Below are 19,313 nucleotides of genomic sequence, written 5' to 3' on the forward strand. Positions count from 1 at the left end.
AAAGGTAGTGATACTTTATGTACAGCTATTTATATTCTAGTGTAATCAGTGGTGTAAAAGCAGAAATAGTTAGAGTAGAAATAGATATTTCACGGGGATTACCTGGTTTTAATATAGTTGGTCTAGCTGGCAAAACAGTCAAAGAATCTGCCCAACGAGTCCGTTCAGCGATTATTAACTCTGGTTTTGAATGGCCAGTTAAAAAAATAACAGTTAATCTTGCCCCAGGTAATATTAATAAATATGGTTCTCATTTTGATCTTGCTATTGCAGCTGCACTATTAGAATGTTCAGGTCAAATTAAAATCATTGATAAAGCAAAAACAATCTTAGCAGGAGAACTCAATTTAAATGGTAAAATCAACTCTGTTAAAGGGCTAATCTCAATGTTAATTGAAGCTAAAAATAATAATTTTAAACAAGCAGTTTTACCTGCTGCTAATAAAACAGAAAGCTCTTTAGTTAAAAGTATTGACTACTATTTAATCGATCATTTAAAACAAATAAATAAATTTAATCACTATTCTTCAGATAATTCAAAACAAATTAAACAAAATAACTATACAGCAAAGAAATATCCCGATCTATCTGAGATTAAGGGTCAGAAAAATGCTAAAGAAGCAATTTTAACAGCTGCTGCTGGTGGCCATAATTTGCTTTTGATCGGTCCCCCTGGTTGTGGAAAAACAGTTCTTGCTCAATCAATAGTTAAATTATTACCGCCTCTAGATAAAAAGGAGTTTTTAGAAACAGCCTCTATTTATAGTATTTCAGATAATTTAGCTGAGTTAAATTTAAACAAACGCTATCGACCTTTTGTTGCACCACATCATTCAATAACAAGCGCAGCTTTAATTGGAGGTGGGAAAATACCAGCCCCTGGTGAAATATCACTGGCTCATAATGGAGTGCTTTTTTTAGATGAACTACCTGAATTTAAAAATAGAGTATTGGCTAATTTAAGAGAACCATTAGAAAATAAATCAATAAAAATTGTTCGTCAGCAGGGCAGTTTTTATTTCCCGGCCAACTTTCAATTCATTGCTGCAATGAATCCCTGCCCCTGTGGTTTTGCTGGAGTTAAAAACAGAGAATGTCGCTGCTCAGAAAGAGATATAATTCGCTATCAGCAAAAATTATCTGGCCCACTTAAGGACAGAATTGATCTTCAAGTTGAGGTTCTTCCTTTAGCAAAAGAAGAAATTTTGAATAAAAATTCAGTTCAAGCAAAGATTAACTATCAAAGCAAAGTGAAAGACGCTCTGGCTAGACAGAATTTTCGCTATCAAAATACAAAAATAAAAAACAATTCCGAATTGGAATTACATGATTTAGATAAATACTGTAAATTATCAGAGACAAGCAGTTATCTGCTTGATCAAGCCTTTGCTGAATTAAAGTTAAGTATAAGAGGCTATATTAGATTAATAAGAGTTGCCAGAACAATAGCAGATCTCAATCAAAATGAGAAAATTAAAGATGAAGATTTATTTAAAGCAATTGATTTTCGCTGGTATGCAGAAAAATCAGAAATGCTGCTTTAAATATTTAACTAATGGTATACCAAGAATAACCACTACAACCGCTTCACTGGCTCCAATCTGCAGGACAGTTAACCAATAAGGTAAAGAAAATAATAAATGTAGATAAATACTGATTAAAAAAGCATTAAAAAGAATTGGGCTTAAATAAGCAATTATGTTATTTCTATTCTTATAAGTAACATAAGCTGCTAATAAAGTAACTAAACTACCGCCAATAATGTCTACCATACCAAGGCCACCAATAATATTAGCCAGAAGTACTCCTAAAAATAAAGCTGGCACTGCTTCTGGAAAAATTATTGGCAAAACAGTTAGAGCTTCTGCTGCTCGGAACTGAATCGGACCAAAACTAACTGGAGCTAAGAAATAAGTTATTGCAATATAAAGAGCTGTAATAGCAGCTCCTCTTGCTAATTTTTTAGTCTTCATTTAATTCATCCTTCCTAATTTTTCCTAACGGTACTTTAGCAAATGTCTGCCGATGAATTGGAGTTGCACCATATTTATTTAAAGCTGCAATATGCTCAGCTGTTCCATAGCCCTTATTAGAAGCCAAATTGTATTCGGGATACTTTTTCGCATATTCAAAAATCAAATTATCTCTAGTCACCTTAGCAATAATTGAAGCTGCTGCAATTGTATTAACTTTTGCATCACCATTTATGACTGCCTGCTGCTCAACTGAAATTCCCGGGATTACTGCATTACCATCAATTAATAATAAATCGGGATTACACTTTAAATTGGGAAGTAAATCTTTAACAGCTCTCTTCATTGCAACAAAGGTTGCCTCTCTAATATTATATTTATCAATTTCTAGATTTGATGCCTGGCCAACTCCAATGAGCGCTTTCTCTTTAATTTCAATAAATAATTCTTCTCTTCTAGATTGAGAAAGTTGTTTTGAATCATCAAGCCCATAAATAGGTTGATTAAGATCTAAAATTACAGCTGCCGCAACAACAGGACCAGCCAGCGGGCCACGGCCAGCTTCATCAATACCTACAATTGAATTATAACCCTGATCTTGAAATTTTTTGATTAATAAATTCATTTTTTCCCATTTATTTAGCAGTTTTTCTTTTTTAATTAACTGCTTATTTAATTTTTTAGCTAATTTTTTTATTCCCTGCCTTGAATCTTGATTTAAAAGTGTAATTAGTTTAGAATACTCAGCAGCCACTGTCTTCTCAGTCAGAAAAGCTTTTACTTCCTTAATTGTTAGCTGACTAAAATCTGGATACTGCTTATCAGATAGTTTATGCTTCAATTTTCACACCTACATTTCTGTAATTTCTGCTGGAGTTTCCAGAGAAACTCTACCTAAATTACCAGCTCTAAAATCAGTAATTATAATTCCAGCTGCTCGATTACGATCAACTTTTCCACCGGTCATTAAGCAACCTCTTTTTCTACCTATATCAGCTAAAATATCATAAGGATGGTCTGCTAAATAATCAAGCTTATAAGCTTCTAAAAGCAGCTTCTCATTTATTATAGTTATAAACTTAATTAGTTTATAAGCAGCTAATTCAAAATCAAAAACATCATTATCAACTGCTCCTGTTAAAGCCAATTTATAAGCTTTATCTTCATCAGAAAATTTAGGCCATAAAATACCGGGGGTATCTAAGAGACGAACTTTTTTTCCAACATTCACCCATTGACGTCCGCGAGTAACACCAGGCTTATTTCCAATAGTAGTTATTTTTGAACCAGCTAGCAAATTAATTAACGCTGATTTGCCTACATTAGGAATACCAATAATCATTACCCGGAGTCGTCTTGACTTCCTTCCCTTAGCAGCTAATTTTGAACTTAAACGATCATGATTATTATTCAAAATACTTTTTAATTCACTAACCCCTTCACCTGTTAAAGAATTAAGTAAAACCGCTGCTTCTGAGTTGTTATCATAAAATTCCAACCATTGTTCATTTAGCTCCTGAGCAGCTAAATCTTTTTTATTTAAAACTGTAACTTTACTTTGTTCATTAATTAGCTGGCGCAGATCAGGATTCTGACTGCTCAGTGGAATTCGTGCATCAACAACTTCAATAATTATATCCACTAATTTTAAATCAGCTTTTAAAATTCTCTTTGCTTTTGCCATGTGACCAGGATACCATTGTATCATTTTATAACTCCTTACTAAAAATTATTCTATTCAAATTTAAAAAGGTGGAGAAAAGTCTCCACCTTGCATAAATAAAACTAGTCTCTTTTTTCTTTAATTCTGGAAGCTTTTCCTCTTCTATCCCGCAAGTAGTATAAACGTGATCTTCTTACATCACCACGACGAACTACTTCAATACTGCCAAGTTTGCTGGTATGTAAAGGAAAAGTTCTTTCTACACCAACACCATTAGCAACTTTGCGAATAGTAAAATTTTCGTTTAAACCGCCGCCATTTCTTCTGATTACTACACCTCTAAAAGGTTGTAACCTTTCTTTACCACCTTCGCTGATTCTAACTTTTAAATCTAATGTATCTCCAACAGCAAATTCTGGAATATCATCACGCAGCTGTTCTTTTTCTATTTCATTAATAATGTTCATCTATAAACCTCCTCTCAAAGCATTAAATTTTATTCTTCCCACCAGGGATCAGCTAGCAATCTATCTATAATTATAGAAGCAGCACTTCTAACAGAAAGGTGATTAAAATCTCCTCTCCCCCAGACAGGTTTCAAAATATAGTCACAATCAGTTACCATTTTTTCAGTTAGTCCGTAGCCAGTGCCATAAATAATTAAAAATGGCCTTTCCTGTTTTTGCAGCTCAGAGCGCATTGCTGAATAACCAATTGTATTGGGATATTCTTTAGCATCAGTAGCAATTAAAAAAGGCTCCTGACCAGTTTCAGCTTTTATATCAGCTTTTACATCTTCAAGCTCAGCTGCTATATCTAAAACTGAAAATGCTTGATGTCTGTTATAAACATACTCAGCACCTCTGCCACCAGTCCAGTAATCACGAACTCGTTCAACTAATTCCTGTTGAGACTCTAAATTATTAACAATATAATATTTTTTAATATCATATGTTTTTGCAGCTCTTGCAATATCATGTAAATCATAATTAGTTACAGTTGTAGTTATAATATCGCCACGTTTATTATAGATTGGATTATGAATCAAAGCTAAATAAACATTGGCTTCAATCTTGGCCATCAAATTCACCCTTAAGTTCAAGCTTTATTTCAGCAAGTAATTCTAAATCCTGATCAGTCAACTTTTTAGTTTCAAGCAAATCTTTTCTTCTTAAAAAAGTTCTTTTTAGTGATTCTTTGCGGCGCCAGCGCTCTATTAATTGATGATTACCGCTCAATAAAATTTCTGGTACTTTTAGGCCTCTAAATTCGCGCGGCCTCGTATAATGAGGATGCTCCAAGAGACCATTGTAAAAAGAATCCTGCTGAGAAGAAGCTGCTGCTCCTAAAACTCCTGTTAAAAGTCGAGAAACAGAATCAACTAGAACCATAGCCGGTAGTTCTCCTCCAGTTAAAACATAATCTCCAATTGAAATCTCTTCGTCAACAATAGTCTCTCTAATTCGTTCATCAATTCCTTCATAATGACCACAAATTAATGTTAAAGCTTTTTCTTGACTTAGTTCTTTAACCTTTTTTTGAGTTAATTGCTTTCCCTGTGGACTCATTAAAATAGTTTTAGACTGAACATCTCGCTTAGCTTGAAGACTCTGCCAGGCTTTAAAAATAGGTTCAGCTTTTAAAACCATTCCTGCCCCACCACCATATGGAGGCTCATCTGTTGTATGATGTTTATCCTCAGTAAAATCACGGATATTAACTGTATTGATATTTATCAAATCATTTTGTCTGGCTCTTTTTAAAATACTCTCACTAAAAGGTCCAACAAACATCTCTGGAAAAAGGGTTAAAATTTCAAAAAACATAAAGTCAGCTCCTAAAGCTCTAAAATTCCTGGAATTGGATCAACTATTAACTTATTTTGCTCAAAATCAATTTCAATTATCATTTCATGAGTGGCCGGTAACATATATTCTTTTTTGCTTCCTTTGATAAGGAAAATATCAGTTCCAGCTGTGGTTATTACATCAATTAATTCTCCTAAATAATCATTATTCTTTAGATAAACCTGCAGCCCCACTAAATCACTAATATAGTAATTATCCTCAGGCAGTAAATACTTTTCAGAATCAGTAATTAAAAGTTGATAATTTTTTAGTTCTTCAGCCTGGCTAATTGAATCTATGCCAGCAAATTTAATTATTACAAATTGTTTATGAAATCTAACATACTCAATTTCCAGCTCTTTAAAATTATCCCCTCTTTTTAGATAAATAGAGTCCAATTCTAAAAATCTTTCTGGTAGATCAGTAGTTGCTTTAACTCTAACCTCACCTTTATTACCCTGAAAACGAGTTATTTGTCCAATTTTTAAATAGCTAGCATCCAATTATTTCACCGACCTATAAAATTTATTTAATATCAACTTTAACTTTGCTACCTTGCTTAGCAGCTGCAGCATTAGCAACAGTCCGGATAGCTTTTGCAATTCTACCCCGTCTGCCAATTACTTTTCCCATATCATCTTCTGCCACTGAAAGTTCAACTGTTACAGATTTATTATTTTCAATTCTGTTGACTTCAACTTCAGCCGGATTATCAACTATAGATTTGGCAATAAATTCTACTACTTTTTGCATGGGACAACCTCCCTTAATTAATCATTACCGTGGAATTTAGCCATTACACCTGATTTTTTCAGTAAAGATTTTACTGTATCTGAAGGTTTTGCACCATTGTTTAACCATTTTAGTGCTTTTTCTTCATCAATATTATAGGTTTCAGGTTCTGTTGTAGGATCATAAAAACCTAATTCTTCCACAAAATATCCCTGTGGAGCTCTTTTTGAATCAGAAACGATCAGTCTGTATGATGCATTACGCTTACTTCCTGTTCTTTTTAAACGAATTTTAACTGCCATCTATTAAACACCTCCTTTCGTTAGCCTGCTAAAACTAACTTTTATAAAAATAGTAGTAAAAGCTATTATTGGGGTAGTAGTTTTAATAAAATAATCTTTACTAACCGAAAAATGGTAATTTAAAACCACCTTTTTTCATTTTCCCACTATTTAATTGCTTCATCATTTTTTTAGTTTGTTTAAACTGCTTTAACAACCGGTTAACATCCTGAATACTCGTTCCACTACCCAAAGCAATTCTTTTTCTTCTGCTGCCATTAATCACTTCCGGATCTCTTCGTTCCCCAGGTGTCATTGAAGATATAATAGCCTCTATATGATCAAGCTGTTTATCATCAACCTGAAGGTTTTTAAGCTGTTTAGCCTCTCCAATACCTGGTATCATGCCTAATAGTTCATCCATTGGCCCCATATTACGTACTTGATCCATCTGCTCCATGAAATCTTCTAAAGTGAATTCATTTTTACGCAATTTTTCTTCTAAAGCTGCAGCTTTTTCTTTATCAATACTTTTTTCAGCCTTTTCAATTAAACTTAAGACATCACCCATTCCTAAAATGCGGGAAGCCATTCTGTCAGGATGAAATTCTTCTAAATCAGCTAATTTTTCTCCTGTCCCAGCAAACTTAATCGGTTTACCTGTAATTGCTTTAATTGATAAAGCTGCTCCACCCCGGGCATCACCATCCATTTTAGTTAAAATAACACCGTTAATATCAAGGCGCTGATCAAAGTTTTTAGCTACATTTACTGCATCCTGACCAGTCATTGCATCAACAACTAATAAAATTTCATCTGGTTCAACAGCTGCTTTAACTTCTTCTAATTCAGCCATCATTTCTTGATCTATATGCAAACGACCTGCTGTATCAAGAATAATTAAATCACAATTATGAGAAGCAGCGTAATTAATACTGCCCCGGGCAATATCAACTGGATCACTATCATCGCCCATTGAAAAAACAGGTATTTCTAGTCTTTCTCCTAACACCTGAAGCTGACGGATGGCTGCCGGACGATAAACATCTCCAGCAACTAACAGAGGCTTTTTACCATCTTTAGCAAACTTACGGGCTAATTTACCAGCACTCGTTGTTTTACCAGATCCCTGCAGACCGGCCATCATAATAATAGTTGGTGGCTCAGAAGAAATAGCTATTTCTTCTTTACTGCCCCCCATTAATTCTTGCATTTCTTCATTCACAATTTTAATAACATGCTGGCCTGGAGTTAAACTTTCCATAACTTCCTTACCAACAGCTCTTTCTTCAATTTTATTAATAAACTTTTTTACTACTTTGTAATTAACATCAGCTTCTAGAAGTGCCATTTTAACTTCTTTTAAAGCTGCTTTAACATCTTTTTCATTAAGTTTTCCCTTACCTCTTAATTTATCAAAAGTATCCTGCAGCTTTTCAGCAAGATTAGAAAATATCATAATTAACCTCCTCTTAAAGGAGAGACTTAATCGTCTCCAATTTTTGGCCTAATTCGCAATTATTATTTCCTGCAATAAATTTTTTATTAACTAAAATTGTTTCTAGTTCAGAAATTTGCTGTCTCAACTTATTATATTTAGCTAAAAGACCTAACTTACTCTCATATTCTTCTAAATTTTCCTCACTTCGATGCAGATGATCATATACTCCCTGTCTGCTAATTTCAAGATTAGCAGCTATTTCGGCCAGAGATAAATCATTATAAAAATAATTTTTTATGATCTGCTGCTGTTTATCAGTTAAAAGAGATCCATAAAAATCAAACAACATTGTAATTCTAATAGTTTTTTCTAACAAAAAAATCACCTGTAAAGTTATTTTACTTAACACAGGTGATAGTATATGATATTTTGCGGCTTTTGTCAAGTTTAAATTACAAAATAATGTCCAAAAACTAAAACTTATTGGTCACTACTAAAAAGTGCTTCGATAAATTCTTCTGGATCAAAATTCTGCAGGTCTTCGGCAGCTTCTCCAACACCAATTAACTTAATCGGCAAGCCAAGTTCATTTTTAACAGCAATTACAATTCCACCTTTAGCGGTCCCATCTAATTTGGTTAAAGCTACTCCATCAACATTAACAGCCTGATTGAATAGTTTAGCCTGAGCAATAGCATTTTGACCGGTTGTAGCATCTAAAACAAGTAGTACTTCAACACCAGCAGCAATTTCTGCAGCTTCCCGATCAATAACTCTTTTAACCTTTTTAAGTTCTTCCATTAAATTTGTTTGAGTATGCAAGCGTCCAGCAGTATCTATAATCAAAAGATCAACATCCCTAGCTCTTGCTGATTGAACAGCATCATAAGCAACTGCTGCTGCATCAGAGCCTTCCTGCTGAGCAATTACATTTACACCTAAACGATCTCCCCAGATCTGCAGCTGCTCAATCGCACCTGCCCGGAAAGTATCTCCAGCAGCCAGCATAACTTTTTTACCCTGATTTTTATATCGACCAGCGATTTTGGCAATAGTTGTTGTCTTACCTGCTCCATTTACCCCAACTACCATGATAATATTGAGCTTTTTATCTAATTTAAAACCACCTTCTTGATTTTGCAGCATAGTTTGCAACTCTTTTTGAAAATAGTTCATTAATTCTTCAGGCTCTGTAATATTCTCTGTTTCTACATCTTCCTGTAATTTTTCAATCAGAGCAAAAGTTGTTTTAACTCCTACATCTGCCTGAATCAAAACTTCTTCTAATTCTTCAAATAAATCATCATCAATATTTGTTCTCCCAGAAAAAACATTACTTACTTTATCAACAAATCCCTGCTTAGTTTTCCTTAAACCTTCTTTTAATCTTTGTAAAAAACCCATTTATCTATAAAGCCTCCTTAATAAAATTTTCATTCATTTCTTCAGCCTGATCCAATTTTAAAGAAACTAGTTTTGACACACCTGATTTTTCCATAGTTACCCCATACAAAGAATCTACTTCAGTCATCATGTACCGACGATGAGTAATAATTATAAACTGAGAAACTCGCGCATATTTTTTTATAAAACTGGCAAAACGAGCGATATTAACATCATCTAACGGTGCATCAATTTCATCTAAAACATAAAAGGGACTAGGCTTAACCTGGATAAAAGCAAAAATTAAAGCAATCGCAGTTAAAGCTCTTTCTCCACCTGAAAGAAGAGATAGACTTTTGAGACTTTTACCGGGAGGTTGAGCATGAATTTCTACACCAGTAGTTAGCATTTCTTCTGGCTCACTAAGTTTTAATTCTGCCTTTCCGCCTTGAAACAAAGCTTTAAATACTTTGGTAAACTCTGTTTTAACTTGATAAAAAGTCTGACTAAACATTTTTTCCATAGACTCTTCTATATCTGAAATAACAAGCTTTATTGAATCTCTAGCATGCTGAAGATCAGCCTGCTGTTCATGCAAAAAGTCAAGCCTTTCTTTTAATTCTGCAAATTCTTCAACTGCTGCTTCATTAACTGGATGTAATTTATTCATTTTAGTTTTTAACTGCTTTATTTTTTCCTCTACAGCTGCTTCATCTGCTTTTTTTATCTCTTTTATTTCTGCTGGATTAATCTCTGCTGGAGTAAGTTGATAATCTTCAGTTAAAATATCTTTAATATTACTTAACTTACTTTCTAAGTCATTGTATTTTAAATCAAATTGATGAAAATTATCTTTCAGCTGATTTAATTCTTGTTGTAACTTTTTAGCTGATTTTTCTTCTACCTCAACTAATTTTTCTAACTCAGTTATTTCTGCAGTTAATTTCTGCTGTTCTTTTTTTAATTCTGCCGATTTTTGAGATAAGTCTTCTTTCTTTAATTGTAATTGTTCTTTTCTTACTGCTAATTTTTTTAGGTCTGCTGTAAATTGTTTAATCTGAGTTATATTAGCTTGAATAGCCTCCTGTTTAGATTTTAAATCAGACTGCTGAGCTTTAACTTTTTCTTCAATATTGATTCTTTTTTCTGAAATCCTTGCTGCAGTCAGTTCTAACTCTTTAAGATCAGGTTCAAGCTCTAATAATGACTCTTCTGAACTATTGATTTCTCTCTGCAACTGCTGCTTTTTAACTGTTAGCTCTGCAATTTTCTGCTGATAATTATCAATATCTGTCTGTTTGGTTTTAATTGTAGTCTGGTTATTTTGCAGATCAGAATTTAAGTTTTTCAGGCTGGTTTGACTTGAATTCTGTTCAGATTCAAGTTCTTTTAATAAATCAACCAATCTATTTTTAGAATTAAGCAGATTATTTTCTTCTATCTTTAGAGATTGAATTTCAACTTTAATTTGTTCTTTATCCTGCTGAAGTTTTGTTACTTCAGCTTGCTTTTTTTCTAACTTTACTACCAGCTGCTGACCCTGCTCCTTTAAATCTGCTTTGTTAGCTTGCAGTTCGTCTATTTTCCGGCTGCGTCCAATTAAATCTCTGCTATTACTGGCACTACTACCACCAGAAATAGCTCCCCCAGGATAAACCACATCTCCTTCAGTAGTAACTATTCTAAAATTTTTACTGCTTTTTTTAGCAATTTTTACAGCATGATTAAGATTATCAGTTACTACTATTTGACCTAGAAGAAAATTGAAGATATTTTCCAGTCTAACTGGAAAATCAACTAAATCAACAGCCAGTCCAATAAATCCTGCTTCACTATTTAAATTAGCAAGGTAGTGGTCAGCCAGCCGTGAACCATTTACCATATTAAGGGGTAAGAAAGTAGCTCTGCCCAGATGATTATTTTTTAAATATTTTACTGCCTGACGGGCAGTCTGATCAGTTTCAACAATAATATTCTGCATTTTAGCTCCCAGAGCTGTTTCAATAGCAGTCTCATAATCTGAGTCTACATTTACAATTTCTGCTACTACATCTATCAAACCAGGAAATTTTTCTTTTTTTTCTAAAATATTTCTAACTCCATTATAATAACCTTCATAACTATCCTGCATTTCTTCCATCAATTGCAGTCTAGAACTACAGTGCTGAAAATCTTCTTTCAATGTAATTAAATCTTCTTTGCCAGATTCCAGTTTCTGCCTTTCTTTACTCAATGCTTCATCTTTTTGAGTAAGCATTGTCTCTTTTTGTGCTAATAAATCTTTTAATTTATTTATTTCTGCTGTCACTTTATCAAGTTCAGAATTTTTATTTTTCTGCTTTAAATTCAAATCAGACTTATCAGCTGACATTTCAGCTAATCTTTCTTTAGTAATAGCAACTCTTTCCTGCAGACGTTGAATAAAAGCATCTTCAGATTGAATTTTATTTTCTAATTGTTTAATTGTTTCTTCTTGTTGATTCAGTTCCTGTTTTTTATTAGCTAGATTTTCTTTGCTCAGCTTGATTTGCTGTTCTAATTTAGATATTTCAGCAGCTATTTCATCATTATCTGAACTCACTATTTTATATTCTTTTTTAATCTCTTTTAAATCTTCTTCAGAACTGCTTTTTTCTTTTTTTAACACTTTATTTTGCTCTTCTAACTTTGCCTCCTGCTGAAGATAATTCTTTTTTCTTTCTGCCATAACATTTAAATTATTGTCTATTTCATTTAATTTATTCCTGCTTTGGAAAAAATCATTACTAACTTCTTCTTTTTTATTTTTAAGTAATTTTAATTTATCTTTTTTATTATCCAGCTGATAATTAAGGCTATTAAATTCACTTTCTTTTTTTTGGAGTAATTTTTCTGCCTGATCTTTTTCTGCTTTAACTTTTTTATAAGCAGCAGAATAGTCCTGCCATTGTTTATGTAATAAACTTATTTCTAGATCAGCTAAATCTGCTTTGTATTCTCTATACTGCTCAGCTTTTTGGGCAGCCCTGGCAAGAGGTTGATATCTCTTTTCTAATTCATCAACTAAATCATGAATCCGATTTAAATCGTTACTAGTGTTGGCAAGTCTCTTTTCAGCCTCTTCTTTTCTTGATTTATGTTTCATAATACCAGCTGCTTCTTCAAAGAAAAGTCGCATTTTCTCAGGTTTACTTTTGATAATAGAATCAATTCTACCCTGGCCAACAATTGCATAGCCATCACTGCCTAAACCGCTGTCCATTAGCAGCATTTCTATATCTTTTAAACGACAAGAGGCCCCATTAATTAAGTAGTCGCTTCGTCCATCGGCATCAACCTGTCTGCCCAGAGTTAGCTCTTTACCATCAATTGGTAAAGCTCCATTTTCATTATTAAAAAATAAAGTAACACTGGCTGAGTGTTTGGCATTTAAATTTTCACTGCCGGCAAAAATTATATCAGCCATCCGACTCCCCCGTAAATTTTTAGCACTCTGCTCACCTAAAACCCAACGGATAGCATCCACAATATTACTTTTTCCGCTGCCATTAGGTCCTACAACCGCCGTTATATTTTCTTCTATTTCAATATCAGTTTTATTGGCAAAAGACTTAAAACCTTTAAGTCTAATTTTTTTTAAGAAAATAATAATCACCACTTTCAAACAATAATCAACTATACAGTTAAAAACCTATCCGTGAAGGATAGGCTTAAAAAAACTGTAATTTATCTGGGTTCAACCAGAAACTTAATAGCTGTTCTTTCTTCACCATCAATTTCTATCTCAGTAAAAGCAGGGATCATAATCAAATCAAGCCCATTTGGTGCCACATAACCTCTAGAGATTGCAATTGCCTTAATAGTTTGGTTAACCGCTCCTGCTCCAACTGCCTGTAATTCAACCTTGTTTTCATCTCTCAATACAGCTGCTAAAGCTCCTGCGACAGCTTTAGGATCTGAATTTGATGATACTTTTAATTCTACCATAGAAAATCTAACTCCTCCTTAGTGTAAATCCCACCTGCTAAAATTAAAGTAACTTATAGTCGGTAGAATTAACAACTTAATTAGTAAGAAAATTTAAACAGCTATTTATTATTTCTTGGTAGAACTGCTTATTCCTGCTTTAACAGTTAATTTAGCCAATATTTTTTAGTTTTTTTATTTCTTCTGTTTTTAAATAGCGAAATTGACCACTGGCTAATCCAGAGATAGTTAAAAAAGCAAAAGCTGTTCTCTGTAATTCTAGAACTGAAAAGCCAACCAGTTCACACATTCGTCTAATCTGCCTATTTCTACCTTCATGAATAATAATATCAAAACTAGTTTTATTACTGAAATATTTAAGCTTAGAAATTTTAGCTGGAGCTGTGGGCTGACCATCAATAATTAAACCAGAGCTAAGTTTTTTTAAAGCAGTTTCTTTCATTTCTCCTGCTACAACAACCCGATATTTTTTATCAACTTCTTTTTTAGGATGAGTTAACTTATAGGTTAAATCACCATCATTAGTCATAATTAAAAGCCCTGAACTATCATAATCCAATCGCCCTACAGGATAAAGTCTCTGCTGTAAATCTGGTATTAAATCCATTACTGTTGGCCTACCTGCTGGATCAGAAACAGTAGTAATATAACCTTCCGGTTTATTTAAAAGTAAATATTTTTTCTTTTCCTGCTCGATCAAGTTTCCATCAACTGCTATCTGATCCTGATCTGGATCAACTTTACAGCCCATCTCAGTAACTTTTTTACCATTTACAGTTACTCGACCAGCAGCAATTATTTCTTCCGACTTCCGGCGGGAAGCTATTCCCGCATGCGCCATAACCTTCTGTAATCTTTCCATACTTTCACCTCAAAATTTAAGCTTGATTTTCTGCTGTAACTGCCTGCTCTGCCGCAGCTTCAATTTCAGCTGCAAATAATTTTTCCACTCTTTCAATTTCAGGCAGCTGACTTAAGTCTTCTATATCTAGATATTCCAGAAATTGATCAGTTGTACCATATATAATTGGATTTCCAATCGTTTCTTTACGACCAAGTTCAGTAATTAATTCATATTTACCTAGTGTATTAAGTGTTCTCTCTACTTTAACTCCTCTAATTTCTTCAATTTCAGCTCGAGTTACTGGCTGACGATAAGCAATAATAGCTAATGTTTCTAGAGCAGCAGTAGAGAGTGATGAAACTTTTGTGATATCAAATAATTGTTCTATTTGTTCAGCAAAACTTTTTTTTGTTTGGAAAAGATAGCTGTCATTATATTCTTTTAACTGAATTCCAGAATCAGCTTTCTGATACTTAGCAGTTATATATAATATGATCTTTTCTAACTTAACTTCATCAAAATCACTTATTTCTAAAATAGCTGAGCGAGCTAGCTTTTTCTTACTGCTGAAAATTAAGGCTTCAACCATAGCAATTTCTTCTGGAATTAATTCAGCTTCTAAAGCAAGCTTAAACTGCTTTTCAGTCTGATTTTGTTGATCTGACTGGTTTTCAATTAAATTTAGCTGATCAATTTTTTCCTCTACCATCAAATTCACCTTTCCAAGCTGATCTTTATATCAGCAAAGTTACTTTCCTGCTTAACTTTAATTCTTTTTCTTTTCATTAGTTCTAACAGGGCCAACAGACTAACTACTATTTCTAATTGATTGTGACGATCATCCAATAAATTAAAAAAAGAGGTTTCCTGTTTAAGATGTCTAATATCCTGCAGCATATTACGGATTTTATTTCTGATATTAAACTTTTCCTCTTTTAAATATTCAAGCTTAGGATTTCTAACTACTTCTGTTTCTTTTTCTTTCTCAGCTGTTAAAGCTTGAATAACTAATTCATGTAATTGCTGAGCTGAAATATTTAAATCAACCTGCAGTCTTTCTGGCATTAAATCTTCTATATCAACATTACATTGATATCTATTCCCTGCTTCTGCTTCCCACTCTTTTAAGAGCTGCGCTATATTTTTAAATAATTCATATTCTCTTAATCTAGTAATTAACTCATGCTCACCAGGATCTTCCGTTTCTTCCTGAGTAGGTAAAAGAGCTCTAATTTTTATTTCAATTAATTCAGCTGCAATAATTAGAAATTCACTGGCTAAATCTAAATCAAATTCTTTCATTTGCTCTAAATAATTTAAATATTGATCAGTAATACGTGCCAGTGAAACTTCACTAATATCTATTTCATTTTTTTTAACAAGCTGATAGAGTAATTCTAAAGGTCCTTCAAAATCCTCTAAGATAACTTTATAGTCCATTTTTTACTCCTTTATTGCTGCTACATTAATAAAAGTCTATACATAAAATTTACAAGTGGTCCAATTAAGCTCCATAAAATACCTGTATAAGCCAGTAAAAGCAGTAAAATCATCCCATAAGGACCTTCAAGCTTGTGGATGTATTTATCAAATTTGGGCGGTAAAATACCCATTAATATCTTGGAACCATCTAGTGGGGGCACTGGAATTAAATTAAAAAAACCTAGACTAAGATTAATAATAACAGCTAACTGAAAGAAGATAAAAGTTGTTTGAATCAAATTACCATAACCTGACTGCTGCAACTGATAGATTGTTGAAGAACTAAAAAAAACAACTAGTCTGGCAATAAAGGCAAAACAAGCAGCTAGAATAAAATTAGAGCCCGGGCCAGCCAGACTAACAAGCATAATCCCCTGCCGTGGATTTTTATAATAATTGGGGTTAATTGGAACTGGTTTAGCCCAACCAAATCTTCTGGTAACAATCAAAACTAAACTACCAATCGGATCAAGATGTGCTAATGGATTAATTGTTAACCTTCCCATTGCTTTAGGGGTTGGATCTCCCAATTTATGTGAAATATATCCATGAGAAAATTCGTGTAAAGAAAGAGAAAATAAGAGTATAGGAATCAACAGTAAAATTTCATAAATTGAACTCATTTTTTCACCTCAATCTTATCTATAATTAAATTATTTTCTTTAAATAATTTATAGCTTCCTGACGACCATTAATTTGTTTACGTAACATCTCGTCTCTTACTTTTAAAAGATACTCTTTAATTGCCGGGCCTTCTGCTAAACCAAGCTCTAACAAATCACTGCCACTAACTGGTAAATTTAATTCTGCTCTTTTATTTAGATGAGTAAAAATAAGTTCGATAAATGACTGAGTAAAATTTTTTAAGCCAGCCATAATTAATTCTTCTGCTTTAAATTTTTCTAAAAAGCGAAAATTAAGAGCAGGATCAACCGCTGTTTGTGACTCCAAATAATCAACTGAAATATCCAGCCACTTTTGGGCAGCAAATATCTGTTTTTCTTGCTTTGATAAAGGCCATCTTTTTAAACGGCTTTCTTTAATATTATAAAACAAAATCATTATCCTGACAAGAAAATGATTAATAGTTAGTCCATTTTCTCGACTTATTTCTAATAATTTTTCCCCTTTCAAAAATGCAGCATCCTGCTGCTTTTCCAATTTATAATTACTTTCTATTAGCTGCAGGACAGGTATTTGGTTTAAAAGCAGGGATGAAAACTGGGCAATATTTTTTTTCACATTAAATAAATAAGATAATTCAGTAAAAATTCTTTCCAGAGCCAGCTCTTTATAGTTATATTTTTTGAGCGAGATTCTGCTCAAATTAACTGTCTCTGCACTGAGTTGAAAATCTTTTAAAATTTGAAATCTAATTCCTCTTAAAATTCTCAGAGGATCATCACGGAAACTATAATCATGTAAAACCTGCAGCAGACCATTTTGTAAATCATTTAATCCACCAAAAAAGTCATATAAAATCCCTTTTCTATCTGGATGAAGATCAATTACTAAACAATTTACAGTAAAATCGCGGCGATAAAGATCTGAAAAAAGATCAGCTTTTTCAACTAAAGGCAGAGCACCTGGAAAATGATATTTTTCTTCCCGGCAGCTAGCAATATCTATTGAGAAGCCAGACTGGTTGTGCAAAAAACCAGTTGAGAATTTAGAATTATAATCATATTGATAACCATATTTTGCAGCTAAGTGAGAAAAAAACTGCTGCAGATCACCTTCTAACAAAATATCTAGATCTTTGTTAAGCGGAAGATTAATCAGCATATCTCTTACCTGACCACCTACTAAATAAAGATTATAACCAAGTCCAGCTGCTTCAGCAGCTAATTTCAAAAGCAGTTCTCTCTTGGCGGCAGATAATTTTTCTAAAAGATTAGTCTGATATTGCAAAAATGAAGCCTGGTCATGACCTGAACTTTGATATTTTTTTAATAAATCAAGCCCTTTTTCTAGACTAATTTTTAAAGAATTATTTGCTAGCTTAGTCTGCTTAATTAAATAAAGTCCATTTCTAATTCCTCGCAAAAATTTAATTTTATCAGCTAGAAGATTAGGATTTTGTTTATTAAAATAAATTTGACCAGTTTTAGTTTGCAGAAAAACATTAGCTTGATAATAAGTCAGCTCAGCCGAATTTAAACCGGCAACTATTTTTTTAAACTCAACTTCATTTAAATTAATTATCTTAAAATCAACAGCATCGAATTCATAATATTCCTCTGCTCTAGTATTAATAATTTTTTTTACTAAGCTAATTTTATTTTCCATATTAAGGCCCCACTTTAAAAGACTGCCCCTTTAAGAGGCAGTCCCTATTTATAAATTTAGCTAAACTTTAATTTATATCTGCTAAGTCAATTGGTTTAAGGTTAGCATTATCTGCTGCAGAACGACCGACTTTTGCCATTTCTACCCATTCTCCATCAACTTTAACTTTAACTACATCTGCTGTAAAATCATTTTTTGTTCCAGTTAAGGAGCAATTGGACAATAACCAACTGCCAACTCCATAAATATCAACTGGAACCTGGGAAGATTCAAATTGATCAATTTTTTCTGGGTTAAAACCACCTGTTGCTATAATTTTTACTTCCTGACAATATTGTTCAGCTAATTTTAAATCAGCAGGTTGTAAGTCCCAATCATGATAAGCATTATCCAGAGCTTTTCGTAGTTTAAATACAAGTCGAGCATTAACTCCATTATCAAGTTCTTTTTTTCCAAGCGGTTCTACACTTTTATCCCGTAGAGAAGAAGAATTATCAGGTCGAACACCAAATAATTTATACTTTTTCGCTTCTTCTTCATCTCCAGCATTTTTCAACTGCAAATACTTGTCAAACATTGCTTTTAAAACTATTAAACTTGTATTTACACAATCATTATCAAAATCTACCAGAGCAATTCTATTCACTTCTAAAGGCATCAAGCGGCAAAACTGCAGCATTGATTCTGCAGTATCTCCGAGAAAAGAAGCTACATAGGAATGGCTAATTGTGCCACCACCTTTTCCTCCCCACCAGGCCCCCTGCTCATCAGTAGAAATAAAGCGCTGAGTATTAGTTCCATATTCATAATTATAGGCATTTACCCCAAGTGAATAGGCATAACCATGCATTGCCTGTGATTTATAGTGGGTAAATCTAGCCGGAAAGAAAAGAATATCTTTACCCCGGGCTGCTACCATAACCTGATAAACATTAGTCGCAATTCGAGAAGCTTCTGTCAGTGAACCTAAAATAGGGGTTTCAAGAATAGAAAAATCACGATACCGACCTCTAATTTTTAAAACTGGATCAACATGATGAGGGTTTCCTTTATAATAAGCTTTCTCTCCATCATAACAAGCTTCTATATCTAAATTTTCAGCAGTATTAATAAATTTACCTGTTTCATCTTTATAACCAGTAGCAGTTTTTAAAATAGCAAGTGCTTCATCTACCCCCCCTACTATACAGAATGGCTGTCTTCTGGGGAAAATCTGCATTTCTACTTCTATATTTCCAATGTCCTGCTCCTTGAATTTGTAGCCTTCTTTAGAAAGCTGGGTTAAAATACGGGCTATATTGCGAAAATAAACATCTGAATACCAGCCTTCTGCCATTCTCTTACGATCAAGCTGGAATAATTTTGTCTCCAGACGCTCACTATTAAAAACTGTCATAAACTCACCTCTAAAT

At 33.2% G+C, this 19,313-nt stretch carries 21 protein-coding genes; 1 reads left to right on the forward strand and 20 read right to left on the reverse strand.

The window, feature by feature from the left end; genetic code table 11:
* The first annotated feature begins 17 nt into the window (after nucleotides 1-17).
* Complete coding sequence (locus BMZ74_RS01560) at nucleotides 18-1,544, forward strand: YifB family Mg chelatase-like AAA ATPase (RefSeq protein ID WP_089858585.1); 1,527 nt, start codon at nucleotides 18-20, stop codon at nucleotides 1,542-1,544.
* On the opposite strand, the gene BMZ74_RS01565 is transcribed toward BMZ74_RS01560, so the two are convergent.
* The 20 genes from BMZ74_RS01565 to BMZ74_RS01660 all read right to left on the reverse strand — a co-directional run bounded on the left by BMZ74_RS01565 (nucleotide 1,527) and on the right by BMZ74_RS01660 (nucleotide 19,297).
* Nucleotides 1,527-1,973, reverse strand: coding sequence for a QueT transporter family protein (locus BMZ74_RS01565; RefSeq protein WP_089858589.1), 447 nt, complete (start codon nucleotides 1,971-1,973; stop codon nucleotides 1,527-1,529). The genes BMZ74_RS01560 and BMZ74_RS01565 overlap by 18 nt on opposite strands.
* On the reverse strand, nucleotides 1,963-2,814 hold the full coding sequence (locus BMZ74_RS01570; RefSeq protein ID WP_089858592.1) for a ribonuclease HII: 852 nt from the start codon (nucleotides 2,812-2,814) through the stop codon (nucleotides 1,963-1,965). The genes BMZ74_RS01565 and BMZ74_RS01570 overlap by 11 nt, the downstream gene beginning before the upstream one ends.
* Before the next feature lie 9 nt (nucleotides 2,815-2,823).
* Nucleotides 2,824-3,681 carry a ribosome biogenesis GTPase YlqF gene (ylqF, locus tag BMZ74_RS01575; protein ID WP_089858595.1) on the reverse strand — a complete coding sequence of 286 codons (858 nt, stop codon included), beginning with the start codon at nucleotides 3,679-3,681 and terminating at the stop codon, nucleotides 2,824-2,826.
* A gap of 77 nt (nucleotides 3,682-3,758) precedes the next feature.
* The gene (gene rplS, locus BMZ74_RS01580; protein WP_089858598.1) at nucleotides 3,759-4,103 is read right to left on the reverse strand and encodes a 50S ribosomal protein L19; all 345 of its coding nucleotides are present in this window, start codon (nucleotides 4,101-4,103) and stop codon (nucleotides 3,759-3,761) included.
* A 29-nt stretch (nucleotides 4,104-4,132) separates the two neighbouring features.
* Nucleotides 4,133-4,717 (reverse strand): RNA methyltransferase, encoded by a 585-nt coding sequence (locus BMZ74_RS01585; RefSeq protein ID WP_089858601.1) that lies wholly within the window; start codon nucleotides 4,715-4,717, stop codon nucleotides 4,133-4,135.
* Nucleotides 4,704-5,462, reverse strand: a complete 759-nt coding sequence (gene trmD, locus BMZ74_RS01590) for a tRNA (guanosine(37)-N1)-methyltransferase TrmD (RefSeq protein ID WP_089858603.1) — start codon at nucleotides 5,460-5,462, stop codon at nucleotides 4,704-4,706. The genes BMZ74_RS01585 and trmD overlap by 14 nt, the downstream gene beginning before the upstream one ends.
* An 11-nt stretch (nucleotides 5,463-5,473) precedes the next feature.
* Complete coding sequence (rimM, locus tag BMZ74_RS01595; RefSeq protein ID WP_089858606.1) at nucleotides 5,474-5,986, reverse strand: ribosome maturation factor RimM; 513 nt, start codon at nucleotides 5,984-5,986, stop codon at nucleotides 5,474-5,476.
* Between the two features lie 22 nt (nucleotides 5,987-6,008).
* Nucleotides 6,009-6,236: a KH domain-containing protein gene (locus BMZ74_RS01600; protein ID WP_089858608.1), complete on the reverse strand. Its 228-nt coding sequence runs from the start codon at nucleotides 6,234-6,236 to the stop codon at nucleotides 6,009-6,011.
* 17 nt (nucleotides 6,237-6,253) lie between these two features.
* Complete coding sequence (rpsP, locus tag BMZ74_RS01605; RefSeq protein ID WP_089858611.1) at nucleotides 6,254-6,517, reverse strand: 30S ribosomal protein S16; 264 nt, start codon at nucleotides 6,515-6,517, stop codon at nucleotides 6,254-6,256.
* Between the two features lie 100 nt (nucleotides 6,518-6,617).
* Nucleotides 6,618-7,955 (reverse strand): signal recognition particle protein, encoded by a 1,338-nt coding sequence (gene ffh / locus BMZ74_RS01610; protein WP_089858615.1) that lies wholly within the window; start codon nucleotides 7,953-7,955, stop codon nucleotides 6,618-6,620.
* Between the two features lie 13 nt (nucleotides 7,956-7,968).
* Nucleotides 7,969-8,322, reverse strand: coding sequence for a YlxM family DNA-binding protein (gene ylxM, locus BMZ74_RS01615; RefSeq protein ID WP_245750780.1), 354 nt, complete (start codon nucleotides 8,320-8,322; stop codon nucleotides 7,969-7,971).
* Between the two features lie 95 nt (nucleotides 8,323-8,417).
* A complete protein-coding gene (gene ftsY, locus BMZ74_RS01620; protein ID WP_089858622.1) occupies nucleotides 8,418-9,341 on the reverse strand; it encodes a signal recognition particle-docking protein FtsY in 924 nt (307 codons plus the stop codon).
* 4 nt (nucleotides 9,342-9,345) lie between these two features.
* The gene (gene smc / locus BMZ74_RS01625) at nucleotides 9,346-12,957 is read right to left on the reverse strand and encodes a chromosome segregation protein SMC (protein WP_245750781.1); all 3,612 of its coding nucleotides are present in this window, start codon (nucleotides 12,955-12,957) and stop codon (nucleotides 9,346-9,348) included.
* A gap of 68 nt (nucleotides 12,958-13,025) precedes the next feature.
* A complete protein-coding gene (locus tag BMZ74_RS01630; RefSeq protein WP_089858625.1) occupies nucleotides 13,026-13,286 on the reverse strand; it encodes a stage V sporulation protein S in 261 nt (86 codons plus the stop codon).
* A 151-nt stretch (nucleotides 13,287-13,437) separates the two neighbouring features.
* Nucleotides 13,438-14,148, reverse strand: coding sequence for a pseudouridine synthase (locus tag BMZ74_RS01635; protein WP_089858628.1), 711 nt, complete (start codon nucleotides 14,146-14,148; stop codon nucleotides 13,438-13,440).
* Nucleotides 14,149-14,164: 16 nt separating this feature from the next.
* Complete coding sequence (gene scpB / locus BMZ74_RS01640) at nucleotides 14,165-14,839, reverse strand: SMC-Scp complex subunit ScpB (protein ID WP_089858631.1); 675 nt, start codon at nucleotides 14,837-14,839, stop codon at nucleotides 14,165-14,167.
* Between the two features lie 5 nt (nucleotides 14,840-14,844).
* Nucleotides 14,845-15,570, reverse strand: coding sequence for a segregation and condensation protein A (locus BMZ74_RS01645; RefSeq protein ID WP_089858634.1), 726 nt, complete (start codon nucleotides 15,568-15,570; stop codon nucleotides 14,845-14,847).
* A 20-nt stretch (nucleotides 15,571-15,590) separates the two neighbouring features.
* Nucleotides 15,591-16,235: a site-2 protease family protein gene (locus BMZ74_RS01650; protein WP_089858637.1), complete on the reverse strand. Its 645-nt coding sequence runs from the start codon at nucleotides 16,233-16,235 to the stop codon at nucleotides 15,591-15,593.
* A gap of 25 nt (nucleotides 16,236-16,260) precedes the next feature.
* Nucleotides 16,261-17,901, reverse strand: a complete 1,641-nt coding sequence (locus BMZ74_RS01655) for a tRNA nucleotidyltransferase/poly(A) polymerase family protein (protein WP_089858640.1) — start codon at nucleotides 17,899-17,901, stop codon at nucleotides 16,261-16,263.
* A gap of 67 nt (nucleotides 17,902-17,968) precedes the next feature.
* The gene (locus BMZ74_RS01660) at nucleotides 17,969-19,297 is read right to left on the reverse strand and encodes a nicotinate phosphoribosyltransferase (RefSeq protein WP_089858643.1); all 1,329 of its coding nucleotides are present in this window, start codon (nucleotides 19,295-19,297) and stop codon (nucleotides 17,969-17,971) included.
* Nucleotides 19,298-19,313 lie beyond the last annotated feature (16 nt).

The organism is Halanaerobium salsuginis, from assembly GCF_900114545.1.
Classification (GTDB): Bacteria; Bacillota; Halanaerobiia; order Halanaerobiales; family Halanaerobiaceae; genus Halanaerobium; species Halanaerobium salsuginis.

Excerpts from the sequence above, each read along its gene's own strand:
- BMZ74_RS01660 (WP_089858643.1), bottom strand. The coding sequence starts at position 19,297 with ATGACAGTTTTTAATAGTGAGCGTCTGGAGACAAAATTATTCCAGCTT.
- ylqF (WP_089858595.1), bottom strand. The coding sequence starts at position 3,681 with ATGATACAATGGTATCCTGGTCACATGGCAAAAGCAAAGAGAATTTTA.
- BMZ74_RS01600 (WP_089858608.1), bottom strand. The coding sequence starts at position 6,236 with ATGCAAAAAGTAGTAGAATTTATTGCCAAATCTATAGTTGATAATCCG.
- BMZ74_RS01645 (WP_089858634.1), bottom strand. The coding sequence starts at position 15,570 with ATGGACTATAAAGTTATCTTAGAGGATTTTGAAGGACCTTTAGAATTA.
- BMZ74_RS01565 (WP_089858589.1), bottom strand. The coding sequence starts at position 1,973 with ATGAAGACTAAAAAATTAGCAAGAGGAGCTGCTATTACAGCTCTTTAT.
- BMZ74_RS01650 (WP_089858637.1), bottom strand. The coding sequence starts at position 16,235 with ATGAGTTCAATTTATGAAATTTTACTGTTGATTCCTATACTCTTATTT.
- BMZ74_RS01560 (WP_089858585.1), top strand. The coding sequence starts at position 18 with ATGTACAGCTATTTATATTCTAGTGTAATCAGTGGTGTAAAAGCAGAA.
- BMZ74_RS01630 (WP_089858625.1), bottom strand. The coding sequence starts at position 13,286 with ATGGTAGAATTAAAAGTATCATCAAATTCAGATCCTAAAGCTGTCGCA.
- trmD (WP_089858603.1), bottom strand. The coding sequence starts at position 5,462 with ATGTTTTTTGAAATTTTAACCCTTTTTCCAGAGATGTTTGTTGGACCT.
- BMZ74_RS01585 (WP_089858601.1), bottom strand. The coding sequence starts at position 4,717 with ATGGCCAAGATTGAAGCCAATGTTTATTTAGCTTTGATTCATAATCCA.
- rpsP (WP_089858611.1), bottom strand. The coding sequence starts at position 6,517 with ATGGCAGTTAAAATTCGTTTAAAAAGAACAGGAAGTAAGCGTAATGCA.
- scpB (WP_089858631.1), bottom strand. The coding sequence starts at position 14,839 with ATGGTAGAGGAAAAAATTGATCAGCTAAATTTAATTGAAAACCAGTCA.
- ftsY (WP_089858622.1), bottom strand. The coding sequence starts at position 9,341 with ATGGGTTTTTTACAAAGATTAAAAGAAGGTTTAAGGAAAACTAAGCAG.
- BMZ74_RS01655 (WP_089858640.1), bottom strand. The coding sequence starts at position 17,901 with ATGGAAAATAAAATTAGCTTAGTAAAAAAAATTATTAATACTAGAGCA.
- BMZ74_RS01635 (WP_089858628.1), bottom strand. The coding sequence starts at position 14,148 with ATGGAAAGATTACAGAAGGTTATGGCGCATGCGGGAATAGCTTCCCGC.
- rplS (WP_089858598.1), bottom strand. The coding sequence starts at position 4,103 with ATGAACATTATTAATGAAATAGAAAAAGAACAGCTGCGTGATGATATT.
- ffh (WP_089858615.1), bottom strand. The coding sequence starts at position 7,955 with ATGATATTTTCTAATCTTGCTGAAAAGCTGCAGGATACTTTTGATAAA.